This is a genomic window from Streptococcus parasanguinis, from assembly GCF_047463195.1.
GTDB lineage: Bacteria > Bacillota > Bacilli > Lactobacillales > Streptococcaceae > Streptococcus > Streptococcus parasanguinis_R.
The window spans coordinates 112,493-137,170 of sequence record NZ_JASHEI010000002.1 but is presented as its reverse complement, the minus strand read 5'-3'; the positions used below and the strand labels follow the sequence as shown (position 1 = coordinate 137,170).

The 24,678-nt window shown below is 41.6% G+C and carries 27 protein-coding genes and 1 pseudogene; 3 read left to right on the top strand and 25 right to left on the bottom strand.

Features of this window, described 5'->3' with window-relative positions; genetic code table 11:
* Positions 1 to 13: 13 nt before the first annotated feature.
* The 7 genes from QM870_RS02240 to QM870_RS02210 form a co-directional block, all read right to left on the bottom strand.
* Positions 14 to 625 carry an NUDIX hydrolase gene (locus QM870_RS02240; RefSeq protein ID WP_414368421.1) on the bottom strand — a complete coding sequence of 204 codons (612 nt, stop codon included), beginning with the start codon at positions 623 to 625 and terminating at the stop codon, positions 14 to 16.
* Positions 615 to 1,985, bottom strand: a complete 1,371-nt coding sequence (locus tag QM870_RS02235; RefSeq protein ID WP_414368419.1) for a UDP-N-acetylmuramoyl-tripeptide--D-alanyl-D-alanine ligase — start codon at positions 1,983 to 1,985, stop codon at positions 615 to 617. The genes QM870_RS02240 and QM870_RS02235 overlap by 11 nt, the downstream gene beginning before the upstream one ends.
* A gap of 274 nt (positions 1,986 to 2,259) precedes the next feature.
* Positions 2,260 to 3,306, bottom strand: coding sequence for a D-alanine--D-alanine ligase (locus QM870_RS02230; RefSeq protein ID WP_155168902.1), 1,047 nt, complete (start codon positions 3,304 to 3,306; stop codon positions 2,260 to 2,262).
* A 76-nt stretch (positions 3,307 to 3,382) separates the two neighbouring features.
* The gene (gene recR / locus QM870_RS02225; protein WP_003002450.1) at positions 3,383 to 3,979 is read right to left on the bottom strand and encodes a recombination mediator RecR; all 597 of its coding nucleotides are present in this window, start codon (positions 3,977 to 3,979) and stop codon (positions 3,383 to 3,385) included.
* A 10-nt stretch (positions 3,980 to 3,989) separates the two neighbouring features.
* Positions 3,990 to 6,041, bottom strand: a complete 2,052-nt coding sequence (pbp2b, locus tag QM870_RS02220) for a penicillin-binding protein PBP2B (RefSeq protein ID WP_414368416.1) — start codon at positions 6,039 to 6,041, stop codon at positions 3,990 to 3,992.
* 140 nt (positions 6,042 to 6,181) lie between these two features.
* Positions 6,182 to 6,814 carry a DUF421 domain-containing protein gene (locus QM870_RS02215; RefSeq protein WP_414368413.1) on the bottom strand — a complete coding sequence of 211 codons (633 nt, stop codon included), beginning with the start codon at positions 6,812 to 6,814 and terminating at the stop codon, positions 6,182 to 6,184.
* On the bottom strand, positions 6,811 to 7,263 hold the full coding sequence (locus QM870_RS02210; protein WP_371605299.1) for a DUF3290 family protein: 453 nt from the start codon (positions 7,261 to 7,263) through the stop codon (positions 6,811 to 6,813). The genes QM870_RS02215 and QM870_RS02210 overlap by 4 nt, the downstream gene beginning before the upstream one ends.
* 135 nt (positions 7,264 to 7,398) lie before the next feature.
* On the opposite strand from QM870_RS02210, the gene QM870_RS02205 reads away from it, so the two are divergent.
* The gene (locus QM870_RS02205) at positions 7,399 to 8,226 is read left to right on the top strand and encodes an exodeoxyribonuclease III (protein WP_414368411.1); all 828 of its coding nucleotides are present in this window, start codon (positions 7,399 to 7,401) and stop codon (positions 8,224 to 8,226) included.
* 11 nt (positions 8,227 to 8,237) lie between these two features.
* Positions 8,238 to 8,624, top strand: a complete 387-nt coding sequence (locus QM870_RS02200) for a bleomycin resistance protein (RefSeq protein WP_414368409.1) — start codon at positions 8,238 to 8,240, stop codon at positions 8,622 to 8,624.
* A gap of 84 nt (positions 8,625 to 8,708) precedes the next feature.
* Here the strand turns inward: QM870_RS02200 and QM870_RS02195 are convergent, their stop codons facing one another.
* Entirely contained in the window at positions 8,709 to 9,332 is a 624-nt protein-coding gene (locus tag QM870_RS02195; protein ID WP_414368407.1) for a hypothetical protein, read from the bottom strand.
* 107 nt (positions 9,333 to 9,439) lie between these two features.
* Between QM870_RS02195 and QM870_RS02190 the strand changes: the two are divergent.
* Positions 9,440 to 9,532, top strand: a pseudogene (locus tag QM870_RS02190) (bleomycin resistance protein); the annotation flags it as partial.
* Positions 9,533 to 9,723: 191 nt separating this feature from the next.
* On the opposite strand, the gene QM870_RS02185 reads toward QM870_RS02190, so the two are convergent.
* The 17 genes from QM870_RS02185 to QM870_RS02105 all read right to left on the bottom strand — a co-directional run bounded on the left by QM870_RS02185 (position 9,724) and on the right by QM870_RS02105 (position 24,643).
* A complete protein-coding gene (locus QM870_RS02185; protein WP_070666322.1) occupies positions 9,724 to 11,691 on the bottom strand; it encodes a peptide ABC transporter substrate-binding protein in 1,968 nt (655 codons plus the stop codon).
* A 267-nt stretch (positions 11,692 to 11,958) separates the two neighbouring features.
* Positions 11,959 to 12,582, bottom strand: a complete 624-nt coding sequence (gene nth / locus QM870_RS02180; RefSeq protein WP_049506625.1) for an endonuclease III — start codon at positions 12,580 to 12,582, stop codon at positions 11,959 to 11,961.
* A 138-nt stretch (positions 12,583 to 12,720) separates the two neighbouring features.
* The gene (locus tag QM870_RS02175) at positions 12,721 to 13,413 is read right to left on the bottom strand and encodes a 5'-methylthioadenosine/adenosylhomocysteine nucleosidase (protein ID WP_070673982.1); all 693 of its coding nucleotides are present in this window, start codon (positions 13,411 to 13,413) and stop codon (positions 12,721 to 12,723) included.
* A gap of 24 nt (positions 13,414 to 13,437) precedes the next feature.
* Entirely contained in the window at positions 13,438 to 13,773 is a 336-nt protein-coding gene (macP, locus tag QM870_RS02170) for a cell wall synthase accessory phosphoprotein MacP (protein WP_070673816.1), read from the bottom strand.
* Between the two features lie 11 nt (positions 13,774 to 13,784).
* Entirely contained in the window at positions 13,785 to 14,330 is a 546-nt protein-coding gene (locus tag QM870_RS02165; protein WP_070673815.1) for an NUDIX hydrolase, read from the bottom strand.
* A gap of 9 nt (positions 14,331 to 14,339) precedes the next feature.
* Positions 14,340 to 15,719 carry a bifunctional UDP-N-acetylglucosamine diphosphorylase/glucosamine-1-phosphate N-acetyltransferase GlmU gene (gene glmU, locus QM870_RS02160; RefSeq protein WP_195422887.1) on the bottom strand — a complete coding sequence of 460 codons (1,380 nt, stop codon included), beginning with the start codon at positions 15,717 to 15,719 and terminating at the stop codon, positions 14,340 to 14,342.
* A 379-nt stretch (positions 15,720 to 16,098) separates the two neighbouring features.
* Complete coding sequence (locus QM870_RS02155; protein WP_414368404.1) at positions 16,099 to 16,539, bottom strand: ASCH domain-containing protein; 441 nt, start codon at positions 16,537 to 16,539, stop codon at positions 16,099 to 16,101.
* The gene (locus tag QM870_RS02150) at positions 16,481 to 17,383 is read right to left on the bottom strand and encodes a putative PEP-binding protein (RefSeq protein WP_118396971.1); all 903 of its coding nucleotides are present in this window, start codon (positions 17,381 to 17,383) and stop codon (positions 16,481 to 16,483) included. Before QM870_RS02150 ends, QM870_RS02155 begins: the two co-directional genes overlap by 59 nt.
* A 41-nt stretch (positions 17,384 to 17,424) precedes the next feature.
* The gene (locus QM870_RS02145) at positions 17,425 to 18,153 is read right to left on the bottom strand and encodes a GNAT family N-acetyltransferase (RefSeq protein ID WP_070666340.1); all 729 of its coding nucleotides are present in this window, start codon (positions 18,151 to 18,153) and stop codon (positions 17,425 to 17,427) included.
* A 7-nt stretch (positions 18,154 to 18,160) separates the two neighbouring features.
* The gene (locus QM870_RS02140) at positions 18,161 to 18,640 is read right to left on the bottom strand and encodes an NUDIX hydrolase (protein WP_414368401.1); all 480 of its coding nucleotides are present in this window, start codon (positions 18,638 to 18,640) and stop codon (positions 18,161 to 18,163) included.
* A gap of 99 nt (positions 18,641 to 18,739) precedes the next feature.
* Positions 18,740 to 19,942, bottom strand: coding sequence for an ABC transporter permease (locus tag QM870_RS02135; RefSeq protein WP_414368399.1), 1,203 nt, complete (start codon positions 19,940 to 19,942; stop codon positions 18,740 to 18,742).
* 4 nt (positions 19,943 to 19,946) lie between these two features.
* Entirely contained in the window at positions 19,947 to 20,606 is a 660-nt protein-coding gene (locus tag QM870_RS02130; protein WP_414368398.1) for an ABC transporter ATP-binding protein, read from the bottom strand.
* Positions 20,607 to 20,987: 381 nt separating this feature from the next.
* Positions 20,988 to 21,686, bottom strand: a complete 699-nt coding sequence (locus QM870_RS02125) for a 3-oxoacyl-ACP reductase (protein WP_414368397.1) — start codon at positions 21,684 to 21,686, stop codon at positions 20,988 to 20,990.
* On the bottom strand, positions 21,679 to 21,915 hold the full coding sequence (locus QM870_RS02120) for a DUF2829 domain-containing protein (protein ID WP_000141924.1): 237 nt from the start codon (positions 21,913 to 21,915) through the stop codon (positions 21,679 to 21,681). Before QM870_RS02120 ends, QM870_RS02125 begins: the two co-directional genes overlap by 8 nt.
* A gap of 105 nt (positions 21,916 to 22,020) precedes the next feature.
* Complete coding sequence (locus tag QM870_RS02115) at positions 22,021 to 23,412, bottom strand: APC family permease (protein ID WP_195529386.1); 1,392 nt, start codon at positions 23,410 to 23,412, stop codon at positions 22,021 to 22,023.
* A gap of 77 nt (positions 23,413 to 23,489) precedes the next feature.
* Positions 23,490 to 24,320, bottom strand: a complete 831-nt coding sequence (locus QM870_RS02110; RefSeq protein ID WP_414368394.1) for a hypothetical protein — start codon at positions 24,318 to 24,320, stop codon at positions 23,490 to 23,492.
* A complete protein-coding gene (locus QM870_RS02105; RefSeq protein WP_070673795.1) occupies positions 24,317 to 24,643 on the bottom strand; it encodes a PadR family transcriptional regulator in 327 nt (108 codons plus the stop codon). Before QM870_RS02105 ends, QM870_RS02110 begins: the two co-directional genes overlap by 4 nt.
* Positions 24,644 to 24,678 lie beyond the last annotated feature (35 nt).

Genomic DNA, 24,678 nt, shown 5'->3' with positions numbered 1-24,678 from the left:
TTATAGATCGTTTTTAATCACAATACAAATCTCGTTTCCCATCATAAACCTCCCAAAGGAAGTTCAATTGTTCTTCTGTATTGCGCTTGGTAGAAAGAGCAGGCATTTTTTCTCTCTCAAAAAAGGCAAGATCGGAAATTTCCTGATTCTGTTGAAAACTTCCATCCAGCAATTCACATTCAAATACCAATTTCACATATTGGCGGCTTTGCAATTGGTAGCGATTGGTATCAAATACTGCCAACAACCGATTGACACGTGCTACATAGCCCGTTTCTTCTTGAACTTCCTTTAAAATATTTTCTTTAGGAGAATAGCCAACCTCACCAAAACCACCCGGCAAAGCCCAGGTCTCTTCTCCCTGACCTTTCACCAGACAAAGTTTTCTATCTTTGACAATCCAAGCCCTAACATCAATTAAGGGGGTGTCATAATAGTTTGTCGGTCGAAACAAATCTGATAATTCTTGTGAATTCAGATCAGTCGTTTCTCTCACAAGATCCTGTAAAATTTCACGAATATCCTGGTAGCGCTCTTGATCAAATGGATCTTTTGAGAAGGCTAAGCCTGTATTGGTGATTGAAATCAAGCGCTGAATGTCCTTCAGTACATTATTACTTACCATTCTCCAACTCCTCTACCAATTTGGCTAGATTTATGGAATTGCTTCCCTTGATAAGGATTTGGTCTTGCTCTTTCAAGCTTTCCTTGACTTGTTTGACCATGTCCTCAAACTGGTCTTCCTCAGCTGTTTTCTTGAAATAATAGACATGTCCGAGTGGGAACATCTGACTCGCTAACTGAGCCAATCCCGCAATGTCTTGGCCGTAGAAAATAACCGTATCCAAGACATCTGGCGAGAGGCTGAGAATCATTTGGTTGTGCAGATCAATGGATTGCTCCCCTAGTTCTTTCATATCCGCCAGGACAGCTAATTTTCGACCATTTGGATTGGCAGGAATAGTTGAGAAGGTTTCTAAGATTAGGCGCATAGCCGTCGGATTAGCATTGTAGACATCGGATAGGATATCCGCTCCGTTACTGGCCTTCTTCCATTCTGTGCGGTTGCGCGTCAATTGCAAGGTTTCAAAACTGTCACGAATCGCAGCTTCACTCACCCCTTCTTGCAGGGCAACATAAGCTGCAATCATGGCATTGGTCGCATTGTATTTTCCTGTTACTGGAAGATCAATCGCTTCTTCTAAGAAATTCGCTCGGAAAGTTAAGCTATCCTTTCGCTCGATTAACTCGGTAATAAAAATCTCCTCGTCTGGACCAAAGCGGACCACTTTTTGTTTTTCAGGGAGGTAGGCATTCACGATCGGATCAGCTGGAACCACCAGAAGGCCACCTTCTGGCATGCCATCCGCAATTTGGAGTTTTCCTTTTGCGATCTCGCTTCGATCTTTGAAAAATTCCAAATGGGCTTCCCCAATTAATGTGACAATAGCAGCCTTGGGATGCGCCAGTTCTGACAAGAGATGGATATCTCCTAGATGGTCTTGCCCCATTTCAAGGACGAGTTTGTCTGTCCCTTCTGGCATATGGAGAACCGTATAAGGAAGACCAATTTCATTATTATAGTTTCCCTGTGTTTTATAGGTCAGGTAGGTGGTGGACAAAAGCTGTGCCAACATATCTTTTGTAGTTGTTTTACCATTTGACCCCGTTACTGCAAAAACATCCACTTTTGTCTTTTGAAGATAGGCTGCAGCCAGGGTTTGAAAAGAGTTCAATACATCTTCCACCAAAATATAAGGGTGGCCTTCGATCACTTTCTCTGAAAAAGTGGCTACGGCTCCGTTTTCAAAAGCAGTCTCAATAAAGTCATGACCATCACGCGCTCCCTTTAAAGGAACAAACAGGTCTCCAGGCCCAATCAAACGGCTGTCAAATTCCGGCTTGACGAGGGCCACATCTTCAAATTGGCTGATATCATTTTTTGCATGTACTAGATGAGCAACTTCATGTAATGTGAGATTCATATCCGACTCCTCAGTTCTCCGTAGCGTCCTCTAAGATTTGGACACTCCTATCAAATTCTTCTCATTATACCATATTCTAGACCACAAAAAAAGTGGCTGGGACAGAAGTCCTAGCCTCTTGATTGTTTTTGGATTGTCGAGCAAGACGCAGTGGTTGAGTGGGCTCTACTACGCGGATTTCATCAGCTTTTACAGCCCTACTCAACTGTGCGGAGGTGGGACGACGAAATCGAATTCTAACGAATTACCGATTTTTGTCCCACTCTCTCTTTTCTTACAACAAATGCGCTTCGTGTTTTTGGAAGACTTCTTTTCCAAGTTCTACTAACTTGGTAATCAAATCTGTATAGTTAAGTCCCATATTGTCCCAAAGCAAGGGATACATAGACCATTGGGTAAATCCTGGCATGGTATTGAGTTCGTTTAAGAAGATCTCTCCTTTATCGGTATAGAAGAAATCACAACGCGCTAAACCTAGACCACCGATCGCACGAAAGGCTTTTTCTGCGTTGGTCCGCATGGTTTTCACAACCTCAGGGTCCAATTGAGCCGGAATCGCCATGGTAATTTTGTTGTCGATGTATTTAGCATCATAATCATAGAAGGCCACATCTTTCACAACTTCACCTGGCAAGGTGCTCTTCACATCATAGTTTCCAAGCAGTCCAACTTCAATCTCACGCGCATTGACTCCTTGCTCTACTAAGACACGGCTATCGTATTTGAAGGCCAATTCGAGAGCAGCCCGAAGTTCTGTTTGGTTTTCAGATTTTGAAATCCCTACGCTTGAACCCATATTGGATGGTTTGGTAAAGACAGGATAAGAGAGAGTCGCTTCAATTGCAGCAATTTTCTCATCCACGTCATCGCCTTCCACTACAGCTACATAAGGAACTTGCGGAATTCCTGCAGACTCTAAGACCCGTTTGGTCGTGATCTTGTCCATCGCCACACTGGAAGCTAGGATACCACAGCCAACATAAGGCATCTTCAAGACTTCTAAGAAGCCTTGAATGGAACCATCTTCTCCCATCGGTCCATGAAGAACTGGAAAGACCACTGCTCCTTCCTTGTAAATCGCAGATGGAGCCACTTTTTTAGACCAGTCCACTGTCTCATTGGTCATCAATTTCTCATCATCCGCTGGTTTCTCTTCAAAAGCTTGCGTCTGGATGAAGTCTCCTGACTGCGTAATAAAGTAGGTTTGAACCGAAAATGCTTGGTAATCAATCGCGCGCATCACGCTTTCTGCTGAAAGAACAGATACTTCACGCTCTGCACTACGTCCACCATACAACAGGATTAAGTCTTGTTTACTCATAGTTTCTCCCTAATTGTTCCCTTGATTTCTTACTTGATAGTATACCACAATGATAGCCCTTTCGAAAGAACTTCTCTTATAATTCTGTCCGATTTTCAATCGCGCGAAGCAAGGTCACTTCGTCCGCATACTCGATATCGGCTCCAACTGCTAGCCCCCGTGCCAAACGGGTCACTTTGATCCCTGCTGGCTTGAGCACGCGCGAGATATACATAGATGTCGCTTCCCCATCTGCCGTCGCATTGGTCGCAACAATGACCTCTGTGACTGTTCCATCCATCAAGCGACTAATCAAACTCTTGAGATTGATGTCATCGGGTCCCACGCCATTCATGGGCGAGATCAAGCCATGCAAGACATGGTAGCGACCGTGGTACTCCTGGATATTTTCCATAGCAGATACATCCCTGCTATCTTCTACAACAAGAATGAGGGATGGATCCCGCGTTTCATCTCGACAAATCTCACAGGTTTCTTCATCGGTTAAATTGCCACAAATACTGCAATACCCTAGCTCACGCTTGGCATTCAGTAAGTTTTTGGCAAATTCATTGACATCATCATCTGACATACCAATGGTGTAAAAAGCCAGACGAGTCGCTGTTTTGATCCCAATTCCTGGTAACTTCGAATAGCTGTCAATTAATTTTGCAATAGGTGCTGGATAAAGCATAGTTTCCTTTCTAATTCATGGGGTGTTTCTGATTGTATAAGTTAATAATGTCACGCGTAATGGAATGACTGACCGTCGCTTGTAGATTGGTATTATGTGGAAAAACCACTGCTACCGCAATCTTTGGATTGTTTGACGGTGCATAAGCCACCACATTGGTATTAATGGCTTGTTTGCCTCCATCGACTGTGGTTTCAGCTGTACCGGTCTTTGCACTAATGGGCACACTAGCACCTCGACCCACAGTCTTTCCTGTCGTTAACCCACTCGTACCATTTGCAACTTGGTAGAACCCTTGCTTGATCAAAGCCATGTCCTCCGCTGAGATATGGACCTGATTGAGCTCCTTGGTTTCGATCGCTTTTTTCAACTGACCAAGCCCCCCTTGATCATTATTGTCATAGATGCCTTCGACGACATGAGGACTCACCCTCTTCCCATCATTTGCAACGGTTGCCGCATACTGGGCCAATTGCATCGGTGTATAGTTGTCAAACTGGCCAAAGGCATTGGTCAAATAATTGCCGACTGTGTAGTCTTTTGGAATAAAACCAGTCGATTCATTGGGAAGGTCAATCCCCGTTGATGTTCCAAGACCATACTCTGCAAAAGTAGAACGCAATTTTTTCATAGCAGGGTCCACCTGATCCACTTGTAAGGTCATATTGGGAGTGTAGGGTTGCCCCATCATCTTAAGAGCAATCTGGACCATGTAGGTATTAGAAGAATATTCCAAAGCTTCTACTGCATTGATGGAGCGACTGCCGTATTGGGTAAACCAAGAATTGATAGGAGCTGATCCTGCAAAAACAATGGGCTGATCGGTCAGTACCTGATTGCCGGAAATGGCACCATTTTCCCATCCTGAAGTCAAGGTTGCTCCTTTAACGACCGATCCTGGGACGAAAACATTGGTGACTGTTCCCAAAGCATCGGTTGATAAATCTTGACTACCAGCCTGGTGTTTGATCCCTGCCATGGCAAGGACTTTCCCTGTATCAGGCTCAAGGGCTACAGCATAGACACCTTCGGAGTAGGTCGCATTTCCAGCTTGCAACTCTGCGCTAAAGGCAGAGCGGAGAATATCTTCCACCCCTTTTTGGAAATCCAAGTCAATCGAGAGCTTGAGGTTTTCTCCCTTAGCTCCTTTTGAAATGTCTACCACTTTATCCATGTTGCCATTTTTATCCAGGAGAATTTCTTTTTCACTGCGTTTTCCTTGAAGGACGTTTTCGTATTCCTTTTCGAGATAAGATGTTCCAACCCGGTCATTGAGGGCATAACCTTTTTTGACATATTCCTCGACTTCTTCTGCTGGAAGTCCTGCCTGCTCAGTCGAAACCGTTCCGATGATAGAAGCTAAAGGAGTATCCAAAACCTTGCGGTCCCAGCTGGTCGTGATGGCAATTCCCGGAAGGTCCTGACTGTCCGCAGCGATGGTCGCAATCTGCTCAGCTCCTAGTGCCTGCGTCGTAATGATCCCAGTCGCAAAATTCTCTACCGCATTCATCTGGCTATAGAGATAAATAATCTTTTTCTCATCATCTGTATAGCCGAGTTTTGAAGGGTCGATACTATCCACTGCCGCTTGATAAATCTTGGCTTCCGGCAGGCGGTTGCCATCGGTATCAAATTTCTTTTTCTCAGGCAGGTGTTCCACGACCTCTTGGTAGACCTTGGTATTGGCTAGATAGTAATCCACTTCTTGCCGTTCGGTTACTTGAGGATTTTCTACGTCGACATACTGCAGGAGTTTCCCAGCTGTCTCTCGCATTTCTTGGGCCGTCATTTTACGATCGCGCGTAAAAGTCAGGACTTGTTTTCCCACATTTTCCACCAAGGGCTTACCAGAAGCATCATAGATTTGCCCTCGCACACTCCCTTGTTTGACCGTCTTTTTCGTAGCTTTTGCCAATTTATCCGTATAGTAGGCTTGGTGAGTGATCTGCATATAGCCAAGTCGGGCAATCAGCACCAAAAAAAGAAGGCAAATCAAACTAAACAGCAGGTAGAGTCTGCGTGTAATCGAATGATTCTCAAACTTCCGTATTTTCTTCTTCATGAAATTTTCTATCCTTCTTTTCTAATGAACACTTACCTTCCATTTTACTATTTTTCCCAGAGTATCTCAAGAAAAGGAAGAGCCCTTTCCTGGAATTTTACAAAGAAAAAAGATTGGACAGGCTCGTCCAATCCCTTCTTCTAATAGGTCACAACATTGATCTTGCCTTTGTCATACTCGGCAATGAAAATGTCCAGAACGTTGTCATAGCCTTCTTTTTCCAATTCAGCCAGCAACCACTCTTCACTTTTCCCAATTGTTTCCAAAATTTCAAGCTGAACCACACCATCAGTAATGATCGGGTATTTAGGATTTTCATCCCCCGCACGGACAACGATCATTTGACCGTTTTGTTCAATGACAGCTCGTTTCACTCCCTTCAATTGGAAAATTCCTTGTGAACGCAATTTCAAGGCAACGTCTGAAGCAGAAAGTCCCTTGGATCGGCAAGTTTCCGGATCAAGCTTCCCATCTTTGATAATGACAGTTGGTTTGCCATCGATCAAGTGCTTCATAAAACGGACATTGGTATTGAGCCATTTTAAGAGCAAGATCAAAATGGTCCACATCAAGAGAATCACAATGTACTGAAGAATGGTAATGGAGCTATTGTAGATGACCCCACCAATAATTCCCCCAAGAACAAAGTTCTGTATCTGGTCTACTGCAGAACTTGGTGCTAAGTTTCCTTTCCCGGTCACATTGATTACAAATACCAAGGAAATCAAGCCGAGAGCTAATTTAATCAAAATGGCTAAAAAATCTACTGTCATTTGTTCACCTCCACAAGTTCCACGTCTGTTTTATACAGATCCATCTTTTCTAATAGGTAGCTATCTGGGTCACTTCCTGCGATAGCTCGGTAATAAACCTCTCCAACCTTCAGGATCGCCCCATCTGTGGCTGCTGAAGTATTGACATAGACATCTTCTTTTTTGACATCCAACTCCTTTGAGATAACCTCAATAAAACGCAGAGAACGTTGGAATTGGTCATTATTACTTTGGCTATTTTGGAAATTGCTGATGCCGATCAAGACGACTGCAACCAGAGTCAAAATCGAGATAATGGATAATTCACGGAATTTGCTATCGCGCTTATCCCGATAGGCTTTTACCGCAAAAAAACCAGTCAGTAGAATGAGCAAACCAGAGATCCCAATGGTCACCCAATTTTGCTGACTAATCTGACTCAATACATAGTCATAAGAGTAAAATTTCATAATGAACTCCCTTTCTCCAAATGAATTCAAGCTATTATAATAGATTTCACAAGAGATTTCAAGGCATTGTGATCAGAAAATCATTAAAATTTTGTTATAATAAAACTATCAATTATGTCAAGAAAAGGAAACACAATGAAACTCATTTCATGGAATATCGACTCGCTTAATGCTGCATTGACCAGCGATTCAGCACGTGCTAAACTCTCTCAAGAAGTCCTTCAAACCTTGGTAGCTGAAGATGCTGATATCATCGCTATTCAAGAAACCAAGCTATCCGCTAAAGGTCCAACCAAAAAACACCTCGAAATTCTTGAGGAACTCTTTCCTGGCTACGAAAATACCTGGCGTTCTTCTCAAGAGCCAGCTCGCAAAGGCTATGCTGGAACCATGTTCCTCTATAAAAAAGAGCTTACTCCAATTGTGACTTTCCCTGAAATTGGAGCTCCTTCAACCATGGATTTGGAAGGCCGGATCATTACCCTGGAATTTGATGGCTTCTTTGTAACACAAGTCTATACTCCTAATGCCGGTGATGGCCTCAAACGTTTAGCAGAACGTCAAGTCTGGGATGTCAAATATGCGGAGTACTTGGCTGAACTTGATAAGCAAAAACCTGTCCTTGCTACAGGTGACTACAACGTTGCCCACAAGGAAATCGACCTTGCTAATCCAGCCAGCAACCGTCGTTCACCAGGTTTCACAGATGAAGAACGTGCAGGCTTTACCAACCTTTTAGCAGCAGGCTTTACAGATACCTTCCGCCACCTCCACGGTGATGTGCCGGAGCGTTACACTTGGTGGGCACAACGCAGTAAAACCTCAAAAATCAACAATACAGGCTGGAGAATCGACTATTGGCTCACAAGTAACCGTGTAGCAGACAAGGTTACCAAGTCAGACATGATTGACTCAGGCGCACGCCAAGACCACACACCCATTGTCTTGGAGATTAAATTATAAGGATTTTCTTTATGAACTACAATGCAGTAATTCCCGAGTTTATGGTATCGAATATAGAACAGTCCCGTTCCTTCTACTGTGATTTACTGGGTTTCACCATCGAATACGGGCGACCAGAAGAGAACTTCCTCTTTCTTTCTCTTGAAGAGTGCCAGCTCATGCTAGAGGAGGGGACAGTTGAAGAATTAGCTGAACTGACCTACCCCTTTGGTCGTGGAGTTAATATCTCCTTCGGCATAAAAGATGTCCCTAGACTCTATCAAAAAGTAATCGAGTCTAACTATCCTATTCATCGTCCTTTGACCAAAAGAAAATTTCGTGTTGGTGATCATTATATCTATCCCCATGAATTTGCAGTTCTGGATCCAGATGGCTATTTTTTAAGATTTAGTGAATAAGAAAATAGATCACTAGAGTAGAAAAAGAAACAAAAAAAGAAAGAGACTAATCACATTGATTAGTCTCTTTTAGTTTTTTAAGGATTATTTCCCCGGAGTATTCGGATCTAGGCCCCAAGATTGCTCGAGAACAGGTCTTAAGGATTTAATCATATCTTCTGAACCTTGGATTATGATTGTGTATACTTTATCTCCTTTTTGGAATACCCATACGTATAAAGTACTCCCATCTTTAACTGTTACTTTTATTAAGAAAGCGTCCCCACCGGCAAATATAGCTTTTACACCTTCTATACTAGTTCGATTTTTGTGTTTTCCGAATGAGCTATATAAACGGTTCGCAAATAACTCTGCGTCAAAGGTTTCGTTGGGGCCAAGTTCAACAGTATCTTTAGTGTTTGAGCCCATTATTAACGCATTGTGTTTGTCTGGTGATGAATATTTGAGCGTTTGGCTACTTTGAGTTTTGTCATTGTATACGACCCAATCTTTAGGGATATTGATATAACCAAATTTTTCATTTCCGATACGTTGAGTATCTGCAAGGGATATTTCTTTTGACCCAGAAGAAGACCCAGGAGTTGTTGTTTGAGCTTTTGTCGTTGATGCAGCCGTAGTTTCTGCTGCTTTCTTCTCTCCGTTTCCGCATGCTGCTAGTATAAATGCAGATAGAAGCATTACAGAGCTTAATATTATTTTGTTTTTCATCAGGATTGTTCTCCTTAAAGTGGTTGACTCACATGTATTATATCATTTTTTATAGTTTATTTAAATTAAAACAGGAAACGCTTTCACTAAAAAGCATAGGGTATAACAAAAGAAAATTTCGTGTTGGTGAACAGTATATCTATCCTCATGAATTTGCAGTTTTAGATCCAGATGGCTATTTTTTAAGATTTAGTGAATAGAATGATCATCACCCGTCTATGAGCCATACCCAAAAATCTATTTTTGTGAGTACAGTTCAATAGCGGGTGATTTATTTATCTTTCATCTTAAAGAATGAGACAGACTGACTTTCGAGACATAAAAAAACCGGAGCCTTCACATGACGGCTCCGACTTTTTTATCTTCATTGATAGACCAATGATTGATTATTTTATTTTTTCTTCTCAATGTGATCTTTGAGATCTTCTTGAGCTTTTTTATTGGATTCTGCTTTTTTCTTCAACCATTCTTCTTTGGCCTTGTTAAAGTCTTTTGTTGTGACAACATCTTTAGACATTTCAAGGTATTTGTAGAATGTTCCTGTTCCTTTTGTACCAACCCATGAAGCAGCACGGCTGTATGGTACGGTCCGTTGAAGCATTGGAGAACCACCATTTGAAACAGTTGGAAGCGTAATCGAGCTATCTGTCAACCATGCTTGCGCTGCTGCATATTTTTCATAGCGTTTTCCTTGATCCAACAATTCAGCATCGGCGTCTTTCAACATGTTAGCGTATTGATCCAAACCAACTGTTGCAATGGCTGGATTGTTTGAACCTGCATCAATACCAAGATAGTAGAAGACAGAACCATTTACTGGGCTGATACTTTCGAGGTAAGTTGATGGGTCTTGGTAGTCAGGAGCCCAACCACCGCCTGAGATGTCGTAATCTCTCGCAGCCGCTGTATCGCTGAAGTAGGTGATATTTTGGAAATCATCATCCGATACCTTTTGAAGGTCCACAACGACATTGTCTGCACCAAGCGCTGACTCTACAGATTGTTTGAAGGAACTAGCTTGTTGGACCATGCTGTTGTCCACTTGGCTGACAATGTAGTCCAAATGAATTGGGAATTGAACTCCTTGTTTTTGCAATTCAGCTTTGGCTTTCGCGAATGAAGCCTTGGCTTTTTCTGGGTTGTAAAGGCTCGTTTGACCATCGGCCAGGCTCACACCCTTCCATTGATCCCCATAGGTAACCAATTGTTTTTCAACGACTTTGCCAAAATCTTCTCCATTGACTTGGACATAAGTTGGTGGCACCAAAGTGCTACGAAGGGTATTTTCAGCCGCATCAGATCCAGATACTTGTGCCGCATATGATTTGCGGTCAAAGCCAAAGTTCACTGCTTGACGGAAGTCCTTGTTCAAGATTGCTTTCTTGGTAGAAGCTTTTTGTTCATCCGTTGTTTTGGCTGTGTGGTCATACTTTTGACGGTCCAAGTTGAATCCAAGATAGTAGGATGTTCCCAATTGCAAACCGTAGACAATGTTGTCGCCAAAGTTTTTCTTAACACTCTTATAAGTCGAACTGTTTGGCATAACAGATGCAAAGGAATATTGACCTTTTTCAAAGTTCTTAATGATAGAATCTGGGTTTGATCCATCGTTAAAGGTCAATTTGACATTGTCGATATGAACATTTTTCGCATCGTAATAGTCTTTGTTCTTGACCAATTCAATCTCAGATTTTGAAGTCAATGATTTCAGGTAATATGGACCATTGTATAAGATGCTGCTAGGTTTCAAAGAACCAAAATCTTTTCCTTGAGATTTCAAGAAATCCGCATTAACTGGGAAAAGAACACCTGAGGTTGTTTTTGAGTTCCAGAAGCTTTCTGGACGAACCAAAGTATATTGGATGGTGTGGTCGTCTAAGGCTTTGACTCCAACTGTGTTAAAGTCTTTGGTTTCCCCTTTTACGTAGGCATCCAAACCTTTGATCGAATTTTGAATCAAGAAGAGACCTTCTGATTTAGACTCAACCGCGTGTTTGATCCCTGTAACAAAGTCTTGAGCCGTTACAGCACCATATTCTTCTCCTTCACTCGTATACCATTTGGCATCCTTACGAAGTTTGTAAGTATAGGTTAATCCATCTTCAGAGACAGTCCAATCTTCTGCTAGACTTGGCACAAAGTTTCCGTATCGGTCGTTTTCAAGAAGACCATCTACAAGGTTACTTGTGACATCTGAAGTTGTTGTACGAGTTGCAGCGATGTAATCCAAGGTATTTGGATCTGCTGAATAGACGAATGAGTAGGTTGCTTGATTGCTACTACCACCGCCACATGCTGCTAAAAGAAAGGCACCTGCAACAGAAACTCCTGCAAGAGCTAACAGTTTTTTTGCTTTCATCACTATCTCCTTATGTTAGATTTTCTACCATTATACACTATTTCTTAAAAAAAACCAAATTTATTTAAAAAAAGTTCGTTATTTCTGAATGAATATAATAAGATATAAAGAAAAAGCATCTTGAAATCGATCTCAAAGAAGCCGGATAGAGGAGTCTAGGCACCTACCACCAGATCCAACATAGATATCACCTTTCAATACTTTTAATAAATATACGTTTCATTACAAAAAAAGAACCTCTGCACTTTCGAGCAGAGGAACTGATTCCTAATCAAAATGATAGAGTTGTGGGTACTGGTCACATTCAGGATTTTTAGGATGGCAGATAGCCCGCCCAAAATAAATCATGGCTTGGTGAGCCGCCAGCCATTCGCTCTTTGGCAGAACATCCATGACCCGTTTTTCAACTTCCAATGGCGTCGCTGATTTCTTGACAATATCATGGTGCTTGCAGATCCGCTCCACATGGGTATCGACAGCAAAAGCTGGAATACCAAAACCTACACTCATGACAACATTTGCTGTCTTGCGCCCTACTCCTGCTAGACTTTCTAACTCTTCACGAGTCTGAGGCACTTGCCCATCAAAGTTGTCTAACAATTGTTGGGCACATTTTTTGAGAAATTTGGCCTTATTTCGATAGAGACCTAATTTAGAAATATGCTTGGCGATAGCTGCTTCACTGGCTGCTGCCATGGCTTGTGGGGTTGGAAAAGCCGCAAACAAACCTGGTGTCGCTTTATTAACAGCCGCATCAGTCGTCTGAGCAGAGAGCATGACTGCCACTAATAATTCAAAATGATTACGAAAATCCAGACTCGGTTTAGCATCTGGAAAAAGGGCGATAATTTCTTCAATCACATGACGTGCCCGTTTCTTTGATAAAACCATCATTTCTCCTTTACACTACTAGTCCTTATTATAGCATGAAAGCACCCTATTTCTGAAAGAATCAGCTTCAAAAAAAGAAGAGGGACAAAACGAATTGTAAAAAAATTCATCCAATCCCACTTCTATCTATTTTTTGTTTTACACCAATCTCTTTAAGAAGGTAATCAGGGTTTGAGCAGAGCGCTCACCAGCCTCTACGATAAATTCATCAAAAGAGAGATTGGCTGAGTGATCTGCCGTATCACTCATGGCCCGAATAACCATGAAGGGACGTCCAACTGCATGAGCGGCTTGGGCAATGGCTGCCCCTTCCATCTCAACTGCCAATACTTCTGGAAACTGCTCCCGAATCGCTGCAACTTTTTCTTCACTCGCGATAAAGCTATCTCCTGTTGTAATCAGGCCCACATGTGTGGTTGCAGCTTCTTCTTCCAGAACTTTTTTCATTTCTGATACGAAATAGCGACTGGATTCAAAGTAAAGCGGTTGACCTGCCATTTGACCATACTTGTAGCCAAAGGCTGTCACATCCACATCATGATAGGCCAGTTTGTCGGCAAGGACAATATCCCCAACAGCCATTCCCGGTGCGACTGCTCCTGCAGATCCGGTATTGATAATAGCTTCCACTTTGAAATCATTGGCTAGAACCGCTACACTCATGGCAGACATGACTTTCCCGATGCCACTTTCAACCAAAACGACTTCATGGCGACCAATCGATCCTGTATAGTAGACTTTTCCAAGACGCAGATGCTTTTCCCCATTTTCAAGGGCTTCAACCAAGATCTTCAACTCCTGGGGCATGGCTGCGATAATTCCAATTTTCATATCCATTCTCTCCTTGTGACGACCTTACAGACGCCAAATAGCAATGATCAAAACAATGAGGAGCACAATGATCCAGAACAAAATCTTATTGAGTTTGGATTGGACCACACTTTGTTTGCGCTCTTCAATGCGACGACTCTTGGTCACAGTGGGCTCCACTTGGATCTGCAAGGTATCCTGTGAATAGCTCTCCTGCGGGCGCTCCATACGGCTTTCTCTCATAGGACGTTCGTAGCCAAATCCCCTGTGGTCTGTCTGAATAATCTTCGTCTCTTCAGCATCGACCATTTTAGGACTCGAAATGTCCTCACCTCGCCTCGCTCGTTCAATCATTTCATCGGTTAATAAAGGTTTTCCCATTGGATCCTCCTCTATTTATTGATTAAGTCCCAGTATTGGATCGCCATGATGGTCTTGGCATCACAGATTTCGCCAGCTTGGATCAAGTCTTTAGCCTCCTTCAAGGTCACTTCTAGCAGCTCTAAGGTCTCATCTTCATCTTGTGGGCGTGGATGTTCCACTTTTTTCAAATTGGTTGCAGCATAGAGTTTGATCCGCTCGTTGCAAAATCCAATGGCAGAATAAAAATCATACAATAACTCTAGATCCGCTGTGTAGCCAATTTCTTCTTCCAATTCGCGTAGAGCAGCCGCTTGAGGATCCGCATTTTCACCCTTTTCCAACTTCCCTGCTGGGATCTCTACAGAAGTCCTCTCGATCGCCTTGCGGTACTGCTTGACCAAAATGGTCTTGCCCTCCTCTGTGATCGGTAAAACCGCTACTGCTCCGTTATGGAAGATTAAATCACGCTGCGCTTGGCCTTTTCCAGCGGGTAGTTCTACTTGATCAGTCACCACTTGGAAAATCGGTCCCTGATAAATTTCCTTGCGCTCAATGGTTTTTTCTTCAAATTGCATGAGATTCTCCTATTTATTTTTAGGATGGTGTGGCAAGCGAAGAGCATACTCTTCTTTATTCACTTGACGGCCACGACCGATCGCAATAGCATCTGCTGGCACATCTTTGGTAATGGTGGATCCAGCCCCGACTAGGGAATTATCTCCGAGCTCGACGGGTGCAATGATGGTCGAATTTGAACCAACAAAGACATTGTTGCCAATTGTTGTTTTAAACTTGTGTTGGCCATCGTAATTCACCGTGATAGTTCCAGCACCAAAGTTGACGTTGCTACCAACTTGGCAGTTGCCAATGTAAGTCAAATGACCTGCTTTGGTATTTTCTCCGATAGACGAACCTTTGACTTCGACGAAGTTTCCGATATGGACATCTTTGGCCAAGCTAGATCCTGGACGAATGTGGGCGTAAGGTCCCACTGTCACACCATCGGCTACCGTGCTCTCTTCAATCATAGAGTTAGTAATAACGGCACCTGCACCAATTTCACTGTCCACAATATAGGTTCCATTAGTTAAGACGGTTTCAGCCCCAATTTTTGTGTGCCCTTTTAGGGTAACATTGGCTTCGATTTGCACTTCTGGTGCGATCTCAACATCGACATCGATATAGGCTGCATCTGGATTGACAAAGCTCACTCCATTGACCATGTGGGCTTGGTTAATGCGACGACGCATGATGCCTTCTGCTGTCGCAAGGGCAACGCGGTCGTTAACCCCGAGACTTTCATCAAAATCTTTGAGCGTATAGGCTCCAACTTTCTCTCCTGCTTCTCGGAAGATCCCAATCACATCTGTGATATAGTATTCACCTTGGGCATTGTTGGTATTGATATTCTTCAAAGCTTCAAAGAGGCGGGCATTGTCAAAGACATAAGTCCCTGTATTGATTTCTTTGATTTGTTTTTCAAAATCTGTCGCATCTTTTTGCTCGACGATGCGAAGCACTTCCGCATTGTCATTACGGACAATCCGACCATAGCCAAATGGATTAGCTGCTTCGGCTGTCAAAATCGTTGCCACATTCTTGTGGTTGATATGGAAGTCGATCAAGTGTTTGAGACTGTCACCCGTAATCAAAGGAGTATCTCCTGCAATGACGAGGGTATGCCCTTCAAGACCTTTCAAGACTGGCTCTGCCATCATGACCGCATGACCAGTTCCCAATTGTTCGGTTTGTTTGACAAACTCTGTTTGTCCCGCTAAGACTTGCTCTACCAATTCCGCCTTGTGGCCCACAACTGTTACAGTCTTTTCTGGTGAGATGGCTCCAACACTACGGAAGACATGCTCCAACATAGAGATCCCTGCAACCTTATGGAGAACCTTGGGCAGATCTGATTTCATACGGGTACCTTTCCCCGCTGCTAAAATAATGGCATAATTTGGCATAACATTTCTCTTTTCTGTACAATATCGCTTACATTATACCATTTTTTAGCCCTTTTGGAAAATAAGACCCAAACCAAAAAACTCTCCTAGAAGGAGAGTCAGATTAAGATCAAATCTTCGTTGAGACTTTCCTTGGGTGAGTACGGACATCAGCGAACTTCTTCGAAGTTCCATGATTTAGTTTTGAACCTAAAGTTTCAAAACTCCCGAGCGCTTGAAACTTTTAGGTTTCAAGCGCTTTTCTCACAGCGGAAAGTCTCAAAAAATCTTTTAATAGTTCTAAGAACTGGGCAGTATTTTTAGCTTGACACAATCACTAGGTATTTTTTAATAGAAAACAGTTATTCTCTTTTCTGATTTTCTAAAAGAAAAGAGTGTTCTATAATGGATAAACCTTGCGAAATTCTTCTAAAACCACCTTGCTATCAGGTGTAAAAGTTAGTCCCACTTCTCCTAAACAGTCTGTGAAAAAGTCTTCATGAACCTGACGCCAATAAGCTAGAGATTTGTCTCCCTCACCTTCCTTGTAGGCATGGTCAGCTGAAACCTGTTTGAAAGGCTGAACAGAAACCTTTGTAACTTCAACAATGCAGACAGCCTGATCTTGACTGTCTAAAATGACATCAAAAGTCCCTTCTTGGGGAAGGGGTTCGTCCTCTAATGCGTAGAGGTCGTAAGCTGAGGCTGTTGCTGTTTTTTCGCCTTTAAAGACCAGTTCCGCTAAAAGGTCTGGTTCCGCTCCAAAAGCCCAGGCGTCTATCTCATCTCCGATAGAGGGGTTGATTTGCTTGTAGGCATTCCACATTTCTTGAGGTGTCATGGGTTCTCCTTTGTAATTTTTTACTTTCTTCTTTTATATGTTTAAGATGGTCTGGATGGTCAATTTCTAAATCAAAAATCTCTGGAATAGAGCTGTAATGGAGAATACATTCGATACCCATCTGATTCATTTTTTGTATGAAAGAAGTATTCAGATAGCCTGCTACAGCAAAATCAATCTTGTTCTTCCTTGCTTTATCCTGCATCTGTCTCAACATATCTAACATAATTGGACTTTCTATATCATGCCATTGACTATTTCTCACAGTCGCAAAAACAAAAGAAGTCAAATCATTCATTCCCACTACAATCTTTGAAATACCAGTTTCCAGTATCCTGTCCAAGTCAAAATAAGCTGATGGTAATTCAATCATTGTTCCAACTTTTCCAGTAAAACCATGCTGGCGCAATACTGTAATAGCTTGTTTTAATTGTTCGGCATCATTGACAAAAGGAAAAATAACAGACAGATTGGGATTGGTTTGAAAAACTTCGGTAACAACATTTGTCTCAGCCTGAAATTCATCTGGACACGCCAACAAACGCCTGATACCTCTGTATCCAAATAAGGGGTGGCGTTCGTCAAAATACTCTTTAGTCCCGTCTAGAATATTTGCTTCTGCATTTGTTAACTCTGAAAAGCGATACCAGACTTCTTCATCTGAGTACAAATGACAAATAGTGTCTAGATAATCTTTCACAAATTGCTGACAATTTGGTAATAGTATGTTTTGGTTTAGTTCTCTCAACAAGTATTCCCCACGAATCAAGCCGACGTGGTGCAATAAATGGGGATAAACTTTTTCAACAATTTTTTCGCCACTAAGACCTAGTTGATTTTGCATGTTCATTCACCTCGTCTTAAAAGATACAATATCAGATATCATTATATGATACTTTCCTCTAGTTCAAAAGCTTCATAAGGTTCAACTAATTCGTATCCTAAAAATTCTGCTACTTTTTTAGAAGCCTCGTTATGAGCATCCCAAAGTGGGAACATTTCTCTATTTAAAGCCTCTAGAATCATTGCAGCACCAAGTTTTTTAGCAAATCCATTTCCTTGTTTGTCTGGTCTAGTTGCAACTTCCACTTCAACTGCTCCGTGGTAAACTAACCCTGAGGAAATCCCAGCAATCAGTTCATTATTTTTAAGAATAACAAAGCCAAATCCACCTTTTAAAGCAAAATCCTGGTAGGACTCAAAATCCCCCTGTAAATCTTGTGACCATTCTTCCTCAGAAAGATAGTTATAAATACGATTGTCAATAGGTACAATATTGTAACCTTCCTCTAAATGAGTAACTAGATCATTTAGAAATTCAACTTGAAAATTTGCCTTATCCTTAAAAGAATAGCGAGTAAAAGAAATTAACCCCACTTGCCGATGCAGAAAATCTTGCCATTTAGTGTCTTCTGAAATAATAATCTTATAATCTAAACCATATTGCCTAACAAAGTCTTCCCAAAATCTGGGATCCAACTCCCCTGCTAGGTATAGAAAATTCCCAATATCATAAAAGCTCGTTGTCCAATCACTGTTTCGATAAACAGTTCCAATTTGAGATTTAAGACCATAGAGAACCATATATTTCTTCCATGTTTTAAATAGTTCCATTCTCCCTCTATTTCACCTTCCAATTTCTATAGCTTGTCATGTCCAATTCTGGAAATCCTCCTAACTCTGCCTTTACCTTTAATACTAAAGGAGAACCATTGTCTTCAGTAATGTCTTCCACATTCAACCAAACTGCATTTGCTGAATCATTAGTCCCATCAAGAACCTCCTGAGGAAGGGATTGTTGAGGGCCTTCGAAATCGACTACGATATCATAAAAGGCCATGATATGATGCACAGCGAAGTCTTTCCCTTCTTCTTGAACCATCACGTCATACATCCTAGGATTAGCGTATCTGCTAATCGTATAGCCTGTCTCTTCAAGAACTTCTCTCTTGAGGGTTTCTGTCAGTCCCTCCCCTAGTTCCTGGCTACCACCCGGTAGATCAAAGCGATGCTGATAAGGTCCTCTAGTTTTTTCAATGCAGAGTAGTTTCCCCTCTTGAAGACAGACTCCGTAGACACCAAAGTGATTTTTGATTTCCATCAAATCCTCCTACTTTCATTCAAAGCTCAGTCGATAGTGAAACCAGTATAGCTATTCTTTTTGCAACACCATCTCTTATTGACCCTAATCATTTCTTCTCTATTGATTTAATACTTTTTCAATATCAATTTTAGTAATTTTTCTAGATACCAATAATCCTGCAAAAACTGAAGTAAGTATCCCTATTAATACCGGGAACAACAATCTGCTAAGTTCAATATCTAGTGGCAATCCACTCAAAAAGATGATCAAATAAGAAATAGCAATTCCTATCACCAATCCCGCGCTTGTACCTCGTACTCCCATCATGAAGCTTTCAAATAAATATATTCTTTTTATCTGTCGATCAGATGCACCGATGATTTTAAAAGTTGCGATCTGTTTATGATTCTCCTGAATGGTAATGGCAAGAATATTGATGATATTAATAATCGCTACAATAGAGATAAGAACTATGATTAAGAGGATAAAAAGGTCGATGTAGGAAAACCATCTGGATAGCATATTGATAACATCCTGTTGTGTTGCTACAACAACATCTAATCCTGTTCCTGATAAAGATTGTTTTAAATTTTCATTTTTTAAAACATTCTTTTCTATCTTATTTGCTACTTCATTTAAATCGGTTCCATTTTTTACAGTAGCATTCAGATAGTAATACTTATTTGATGAAACGCTACTACTTTTTACATTGATTGCCATCATTTGATTTATTTCTGTTGGCAAGGTAGAAAATAACTGCGCTTCTTGCTTGTCTATAATGCCAGAAATTACAAACTTTTCATAATGATTATCAATCTTAATAGTCACCGTATCTCCGACATTCATTGATGTAGCCTTGTGTACGGAATCTCCGATTAATATTTCATTGTCCTTCTCTGGAAATTTCCCTTCAGCAATTCTAATATTCAGGTTTTTTAAATACTTTTCTTCTAGACAATGGATAGTATTGGAAACCGATGTCTTACCATTTTGGAATTTGATATCATCCGTAAATAATAGTTTTACACCAGTAATATTTTTTACTTCATCTATTTTTTTTACTCGATCAATATCTTCATTAGAAAATAAAGGCAAAGCTTTATAATTCAGAGAATTTTCTTTATTACCAAAGGCAACAGTAACAACATTTTTATTTGCTACAGTCATTTCATTAATCATTTTATTATAGAAAGAATTAGAAATGAGCATCACTAAAACAATTAGCAAAACAGAGATCGCTATTGACAGTCGAACTAATCTATATCTTCGTTTGTTAACTTCTAAATCTCTTTTAGCAATGAATAATATGGAATGATTCATTTTATCATCTCCTTACGTACTCAATTTTGCCATCAACAACTGTGCAAATAGACTGCATACTATTGGCCACCTTATCACTATGAGTTACTGTTATAATCGTGATACCTAACTCCTCATTGATCCGCTTCAACAATTCTATTATATTTTGTTCGTTAGCAGCGTCTAAATTACCAGTAGGTTCATCTGCTATCAATATTTCTGGATTATTAATAAGAGCTCTTGCCAAGGCAACTCTTTGTTTTTCACCTCCACTAATCTTATCAATACTCTTGCTTAACATTTCCTTTGAAAGACCTAGAGTGTTACAAATTTCGTTAATGTTATTCTCTCCATTTTCAAAAAAATATCTTGGAAGTAGAATATTCTCTTTCACCGTGAAACCTGAAATCAAATTAAAGTTTTGGAAGACACAGCCAATATTCCTACGCCTTACCTTACTCAAATTTTTCATATCTAAAATGGAACTACCACAGACTAAGATATCCCCCTCATTTAAACTGGTAATCCCTAATATTACTTTAACAAGAGTAGTTTTTCCTAATCCAGAACGGCCAACTATTGCAGTCGTGCTACCTTTTTTAAATTCAAAATTACAATTTTTGAAAATATATCTGACATTCGATCCATCACTAAAACATTTAGTAACATTCACTAATTTAATCATGACTTCACCTTCATTCCACAATAACTTAGCAAATCAATTGTACTATTCGTTTCTTCTAAAACAATCTCTTAAGGTTTCAGGTAACCCATTCAAAAAGTTCTTCTGAACTTACCCTCAGTTATCTTCATAATTGTTATTATCCCTGTCTTTTTTTGGTGAAATAGGCTAGATCTCCATCGTGACCAATCATAAAGAAATCTGATTCATCCTGATCACTCTGGTAGGTTTAATTTCGTTCAGTAAGATCTTCTTTAGCATAGAGGTAAATACCTGTCTCTCCACTGTCCTAACTTAATTGTTCACCTAGGTTTGATCCTCTTTCAGTAAGGAAAAAACAATTACATTTCTTAGCAAGATTTCAACTCTTGCTTTTTCATCCTCCTATTTCAAACTCCAACCACCATCAATCGTCAGGATTTGTCCTTGCATGGCAGATGCCTTTCCGCTAGCCAAAAAGAAGCTGAGTTCTGCTACTTCCTCTGGCTCAATCCAGCGCTTGATCGGCGTCTCACTGGCTACCCAGTCAGCCAAGCCACCTGGCACAAAGTCAGCTGCGGTCATGCCTGTTTTGACGGCCCCCGGCGCAATGCCAAAGACTTGAATACCAGCTTCTGCATAATCCAGGGCCAACTGCTTGGTAAAGCCCGCTAGAGCATGCTTGGACGAGGTATAAGCGTGACCGCCTCCTCCTGCCAGGCTAGAAGCAATGGAGCACATGTTGATGACGGTCCCTTGCTTCTTCTCCAACATTTGAGTCAGATAATGCCGTGTCAGCTCTACCGGAGTCACATAGTTGATCTCAAAGATCTCCTGAATCTCCTCAGCGCTTTGCTCCAGAAGCGGCTTGTAATCATCCAAAACTCCTGCTGTATTGCACAAGATCTCTACCTCAGGACACCAGTCAAAAATCGGCGTCAAATCAAGAGTTAAGTCCCGCTGTAAGAAGTGAAAATCACCCGACAACTGAGGATCCGCTCCCTGATCCACCCCATAGACCTGGTAGCCCTTTTCTAGAAAGAGGCGAGCTTGAGCAAGACCAATGCCAGAGCTCACGCCTGTAATCAAGACCTGTTTAGTCATGGACTTCCACCCAATCTGTCGCTAGGACGTCACAAGGAGTTGGACTCCACATAGAGAACCCTTCCCCCTCACCAGAAACGTTAATGAGGAAATAAGGGGTCACTTCCAGAGCCACTCCATTTTGCTCAATGGTATCAAAGAGTTGGACGTAGTTTTCTGCTCCACCCCATCCTGTTCGTACATATTTTTTCTTATCCTTTAAGCCTGGTAAAATCTCTTCAAATGTCATGATGTTCTCCTTTGTTATCTAGTTAACTTTCTCCCTTTATTATACCAAAAAAAAAAGCTTCCCCTATACAAAAAGCCAGAGTTCTTCTACTCTAGCTTTCATGTTTTATTGATTTTCTTCTGAGTGGCGATAGCCATAACCGAAATAAATTCCGATCCCAATCAGGAGAGCAACTCCGAAGGCCAGCCAGGTCGATAGGGAATACTGGGTCATAAAGGACAGGCAGACCACAATCGATAGGATTGGCAAGACTGGAACCAAGGGTGTTTTAAATTCACCAGGTCCAGGAGCCCCGTGTTCCTTGCGCAATTTCAAGAGGGCAAAGGCCAACATAACCAGGTAAGCCAAGGTACAGATATTTAAGAAGGAAGCGATACTTGCAAGTGGAAATATTCCACCAGCAATGGCAGCCATTGATCCAGCTACTAGTGTTGCATTTTTGGGAATTCTGGTTTTTGGATCGAGCTGTTTCATAGCTTTTGGCAAAAGCCCATCCCGCGCCAAACTGTATATCATCCGTGAAAGGGCAAAGGTCATGGAAATGCAGACGGTGATTAGGGTCAAAATCGCTACCAGCGATACATAATTTCCAGCCCAGCCAGCTCCGACCTGACGAAGGGCAAAGGCAACCGCGTCTTCTACATTTAAGTTCTTAAAAGGAACCATACCGGTCAAAACCAGGGTGACCAAGATATAAAGAACCGTTGTGATCAAAAGACTAAGGACAATGCCGCGAGGGACGTTCTTTTGTGGTTCCTTGATTTCGTCGACCGCCATTGAAATGGACTCAAAACCAAGAAAGGCAAAGAACATGAGCGAAGCTCCAGCCATAATCCCTGTCTGACCACCATAGATTTCGCCAAATCCATACGGAGCAAAGTTTGCCCAGTTGCCAGGATTTAGGTGAAAAATCCCCACAAGGATAAACAAGGCAAGAGCGGAGAACTTGAGTAAGACTAGCAAGGAATTAAAGCGTAAAACCGCTTTTGCATTCATAAGGACTAAGGCTGTGACGAGGACCATGACCAAAATAGGCAAGAGATCCACATAAGTTCCCTTAGCTGGATCAAAAGTCCCGTTTAAAGCTGTCGGCAGGCTCCAGCCAAGATTGGCCAACAAGCCCTTGAAATAAGCAGCCCAACCTGAAGCCACCCCTGATACAGCTGTCATAAATTCCATCACAGTCAACCAACCTGCAATCCAGGCTGGAAACTCTCCAAAGATGGCATAGAGGTAACTATAGGCTCCACCAGTTGAAGGGATGCGAGAAGCAAACTCTGCAAAGAAAAGGGCAGATAAGCCAACGCAAAAAGCCGCAATCACAATTGAAATGATCAAGGCTGGCCCAGCTAAATTCGCTGCTGCAGTTCCCGTAATCGTGAAGATCCCTGTCCCCACCATGGCACCAATTCCTAAAATGATCAAATCCCATAAACGTAAATGGCGATTTAGACCCGGGTGTACTTGCCCAAGTCCCTTTTTTCGAAATAGATTCATGCATATTCTCCCATCTAATGAGTTTATTCTATCATACTTGGACAAGAAAGGGGAGACTCTTTTTCCCCCTTTTCTTACTATTTATCACTTTCCGTCCTATTCTTTTTCAAAGCACGAATCGTAAACCAATAATAAATAACCAACCCAAAGACGATGATCACTGTGGGCAGAAGAACCGTCATACCAAGATTCTGAACTCCTTGTGCCAAGGTCCAGCGATGTAAGAATCCAACCACTAAAAAGGCGACGATAGGAAAGATGAAAGCTCGTCCAAACTCTTCTTTCCATTGCCAAAGAATGAGAGCTCCGCTAGACCCTGTCATGAGAAGAGCATCCCAAGGACTAGGGACTACAAACCATGCAAGAGCTGGCAAGAAACGGACCCCCACTATTTCACCAACAAAATAGAATCCTAGAACTAGAACAAATGCTACATAAATTGCTTTTTTCGCTTTTTCTTCCGCAAAAATGAGGCGACGAAGGAGATAGAAGATTATCCCAACAGCTAGGAGTCCCAAAATGATGTCGGTTAAATAGACTAGTGGCTTGAGCACAAGGACCGCTTGAGAAGCAAAATCACTTAGGAGGCGATAAAAAATCACAATACCTGAAAAGATAGCCCCATATTTCAAAACAGACCGTGTCGATTCTTTGGGCATATTTTCGATGATTTGGTCTGCCATTCCCTTTGGATCAAGGCCAAAATAATCCTTTGCCGTGAGGCCATCCGCTCCTGCTTGCGAAAAGTCAAGTGCTAGATTATAGACCTGCTCTCTTAAGGCTTTCTCCTCATATAAGAAACCTGCAAGATTGAAATAATCCCAGAGATCTTGGAAATAGGCTTGGTCCTCCTGGCTAAAGGTTTGCATCAAGGCCTGCGTTTCTTCAAAATAAATAGCTGATGTCATTCTTCTCCCTCCTTCTTGATACGTTCTACTTTTGTGACTAGCTCCTGCCACTGGTCCCAAAATTCCTCTAAGCGCTCTCTTCCAGCATCACTGAGTGAAAAATACTTACGATCGGGACCATCTGGAGACGGCCTCATTTCCCCATGAATAATTCCTTGTTTTTCTAATTTTTGAAGCAGGGGATAAATGGTCCCGGCGACAATCTTATCAAATCCCATCTCTTTGAGACTTTGGATCAATTCATAGCCATAGATAGCCTTTTTAGAAATAATCTCAAGTACACAGCCCTCCAAGACTCCCTTTAGTAATTGGGACTCTTTCATCCTTCTCACCTCTTTCTTCACATTTTTTACTAGTT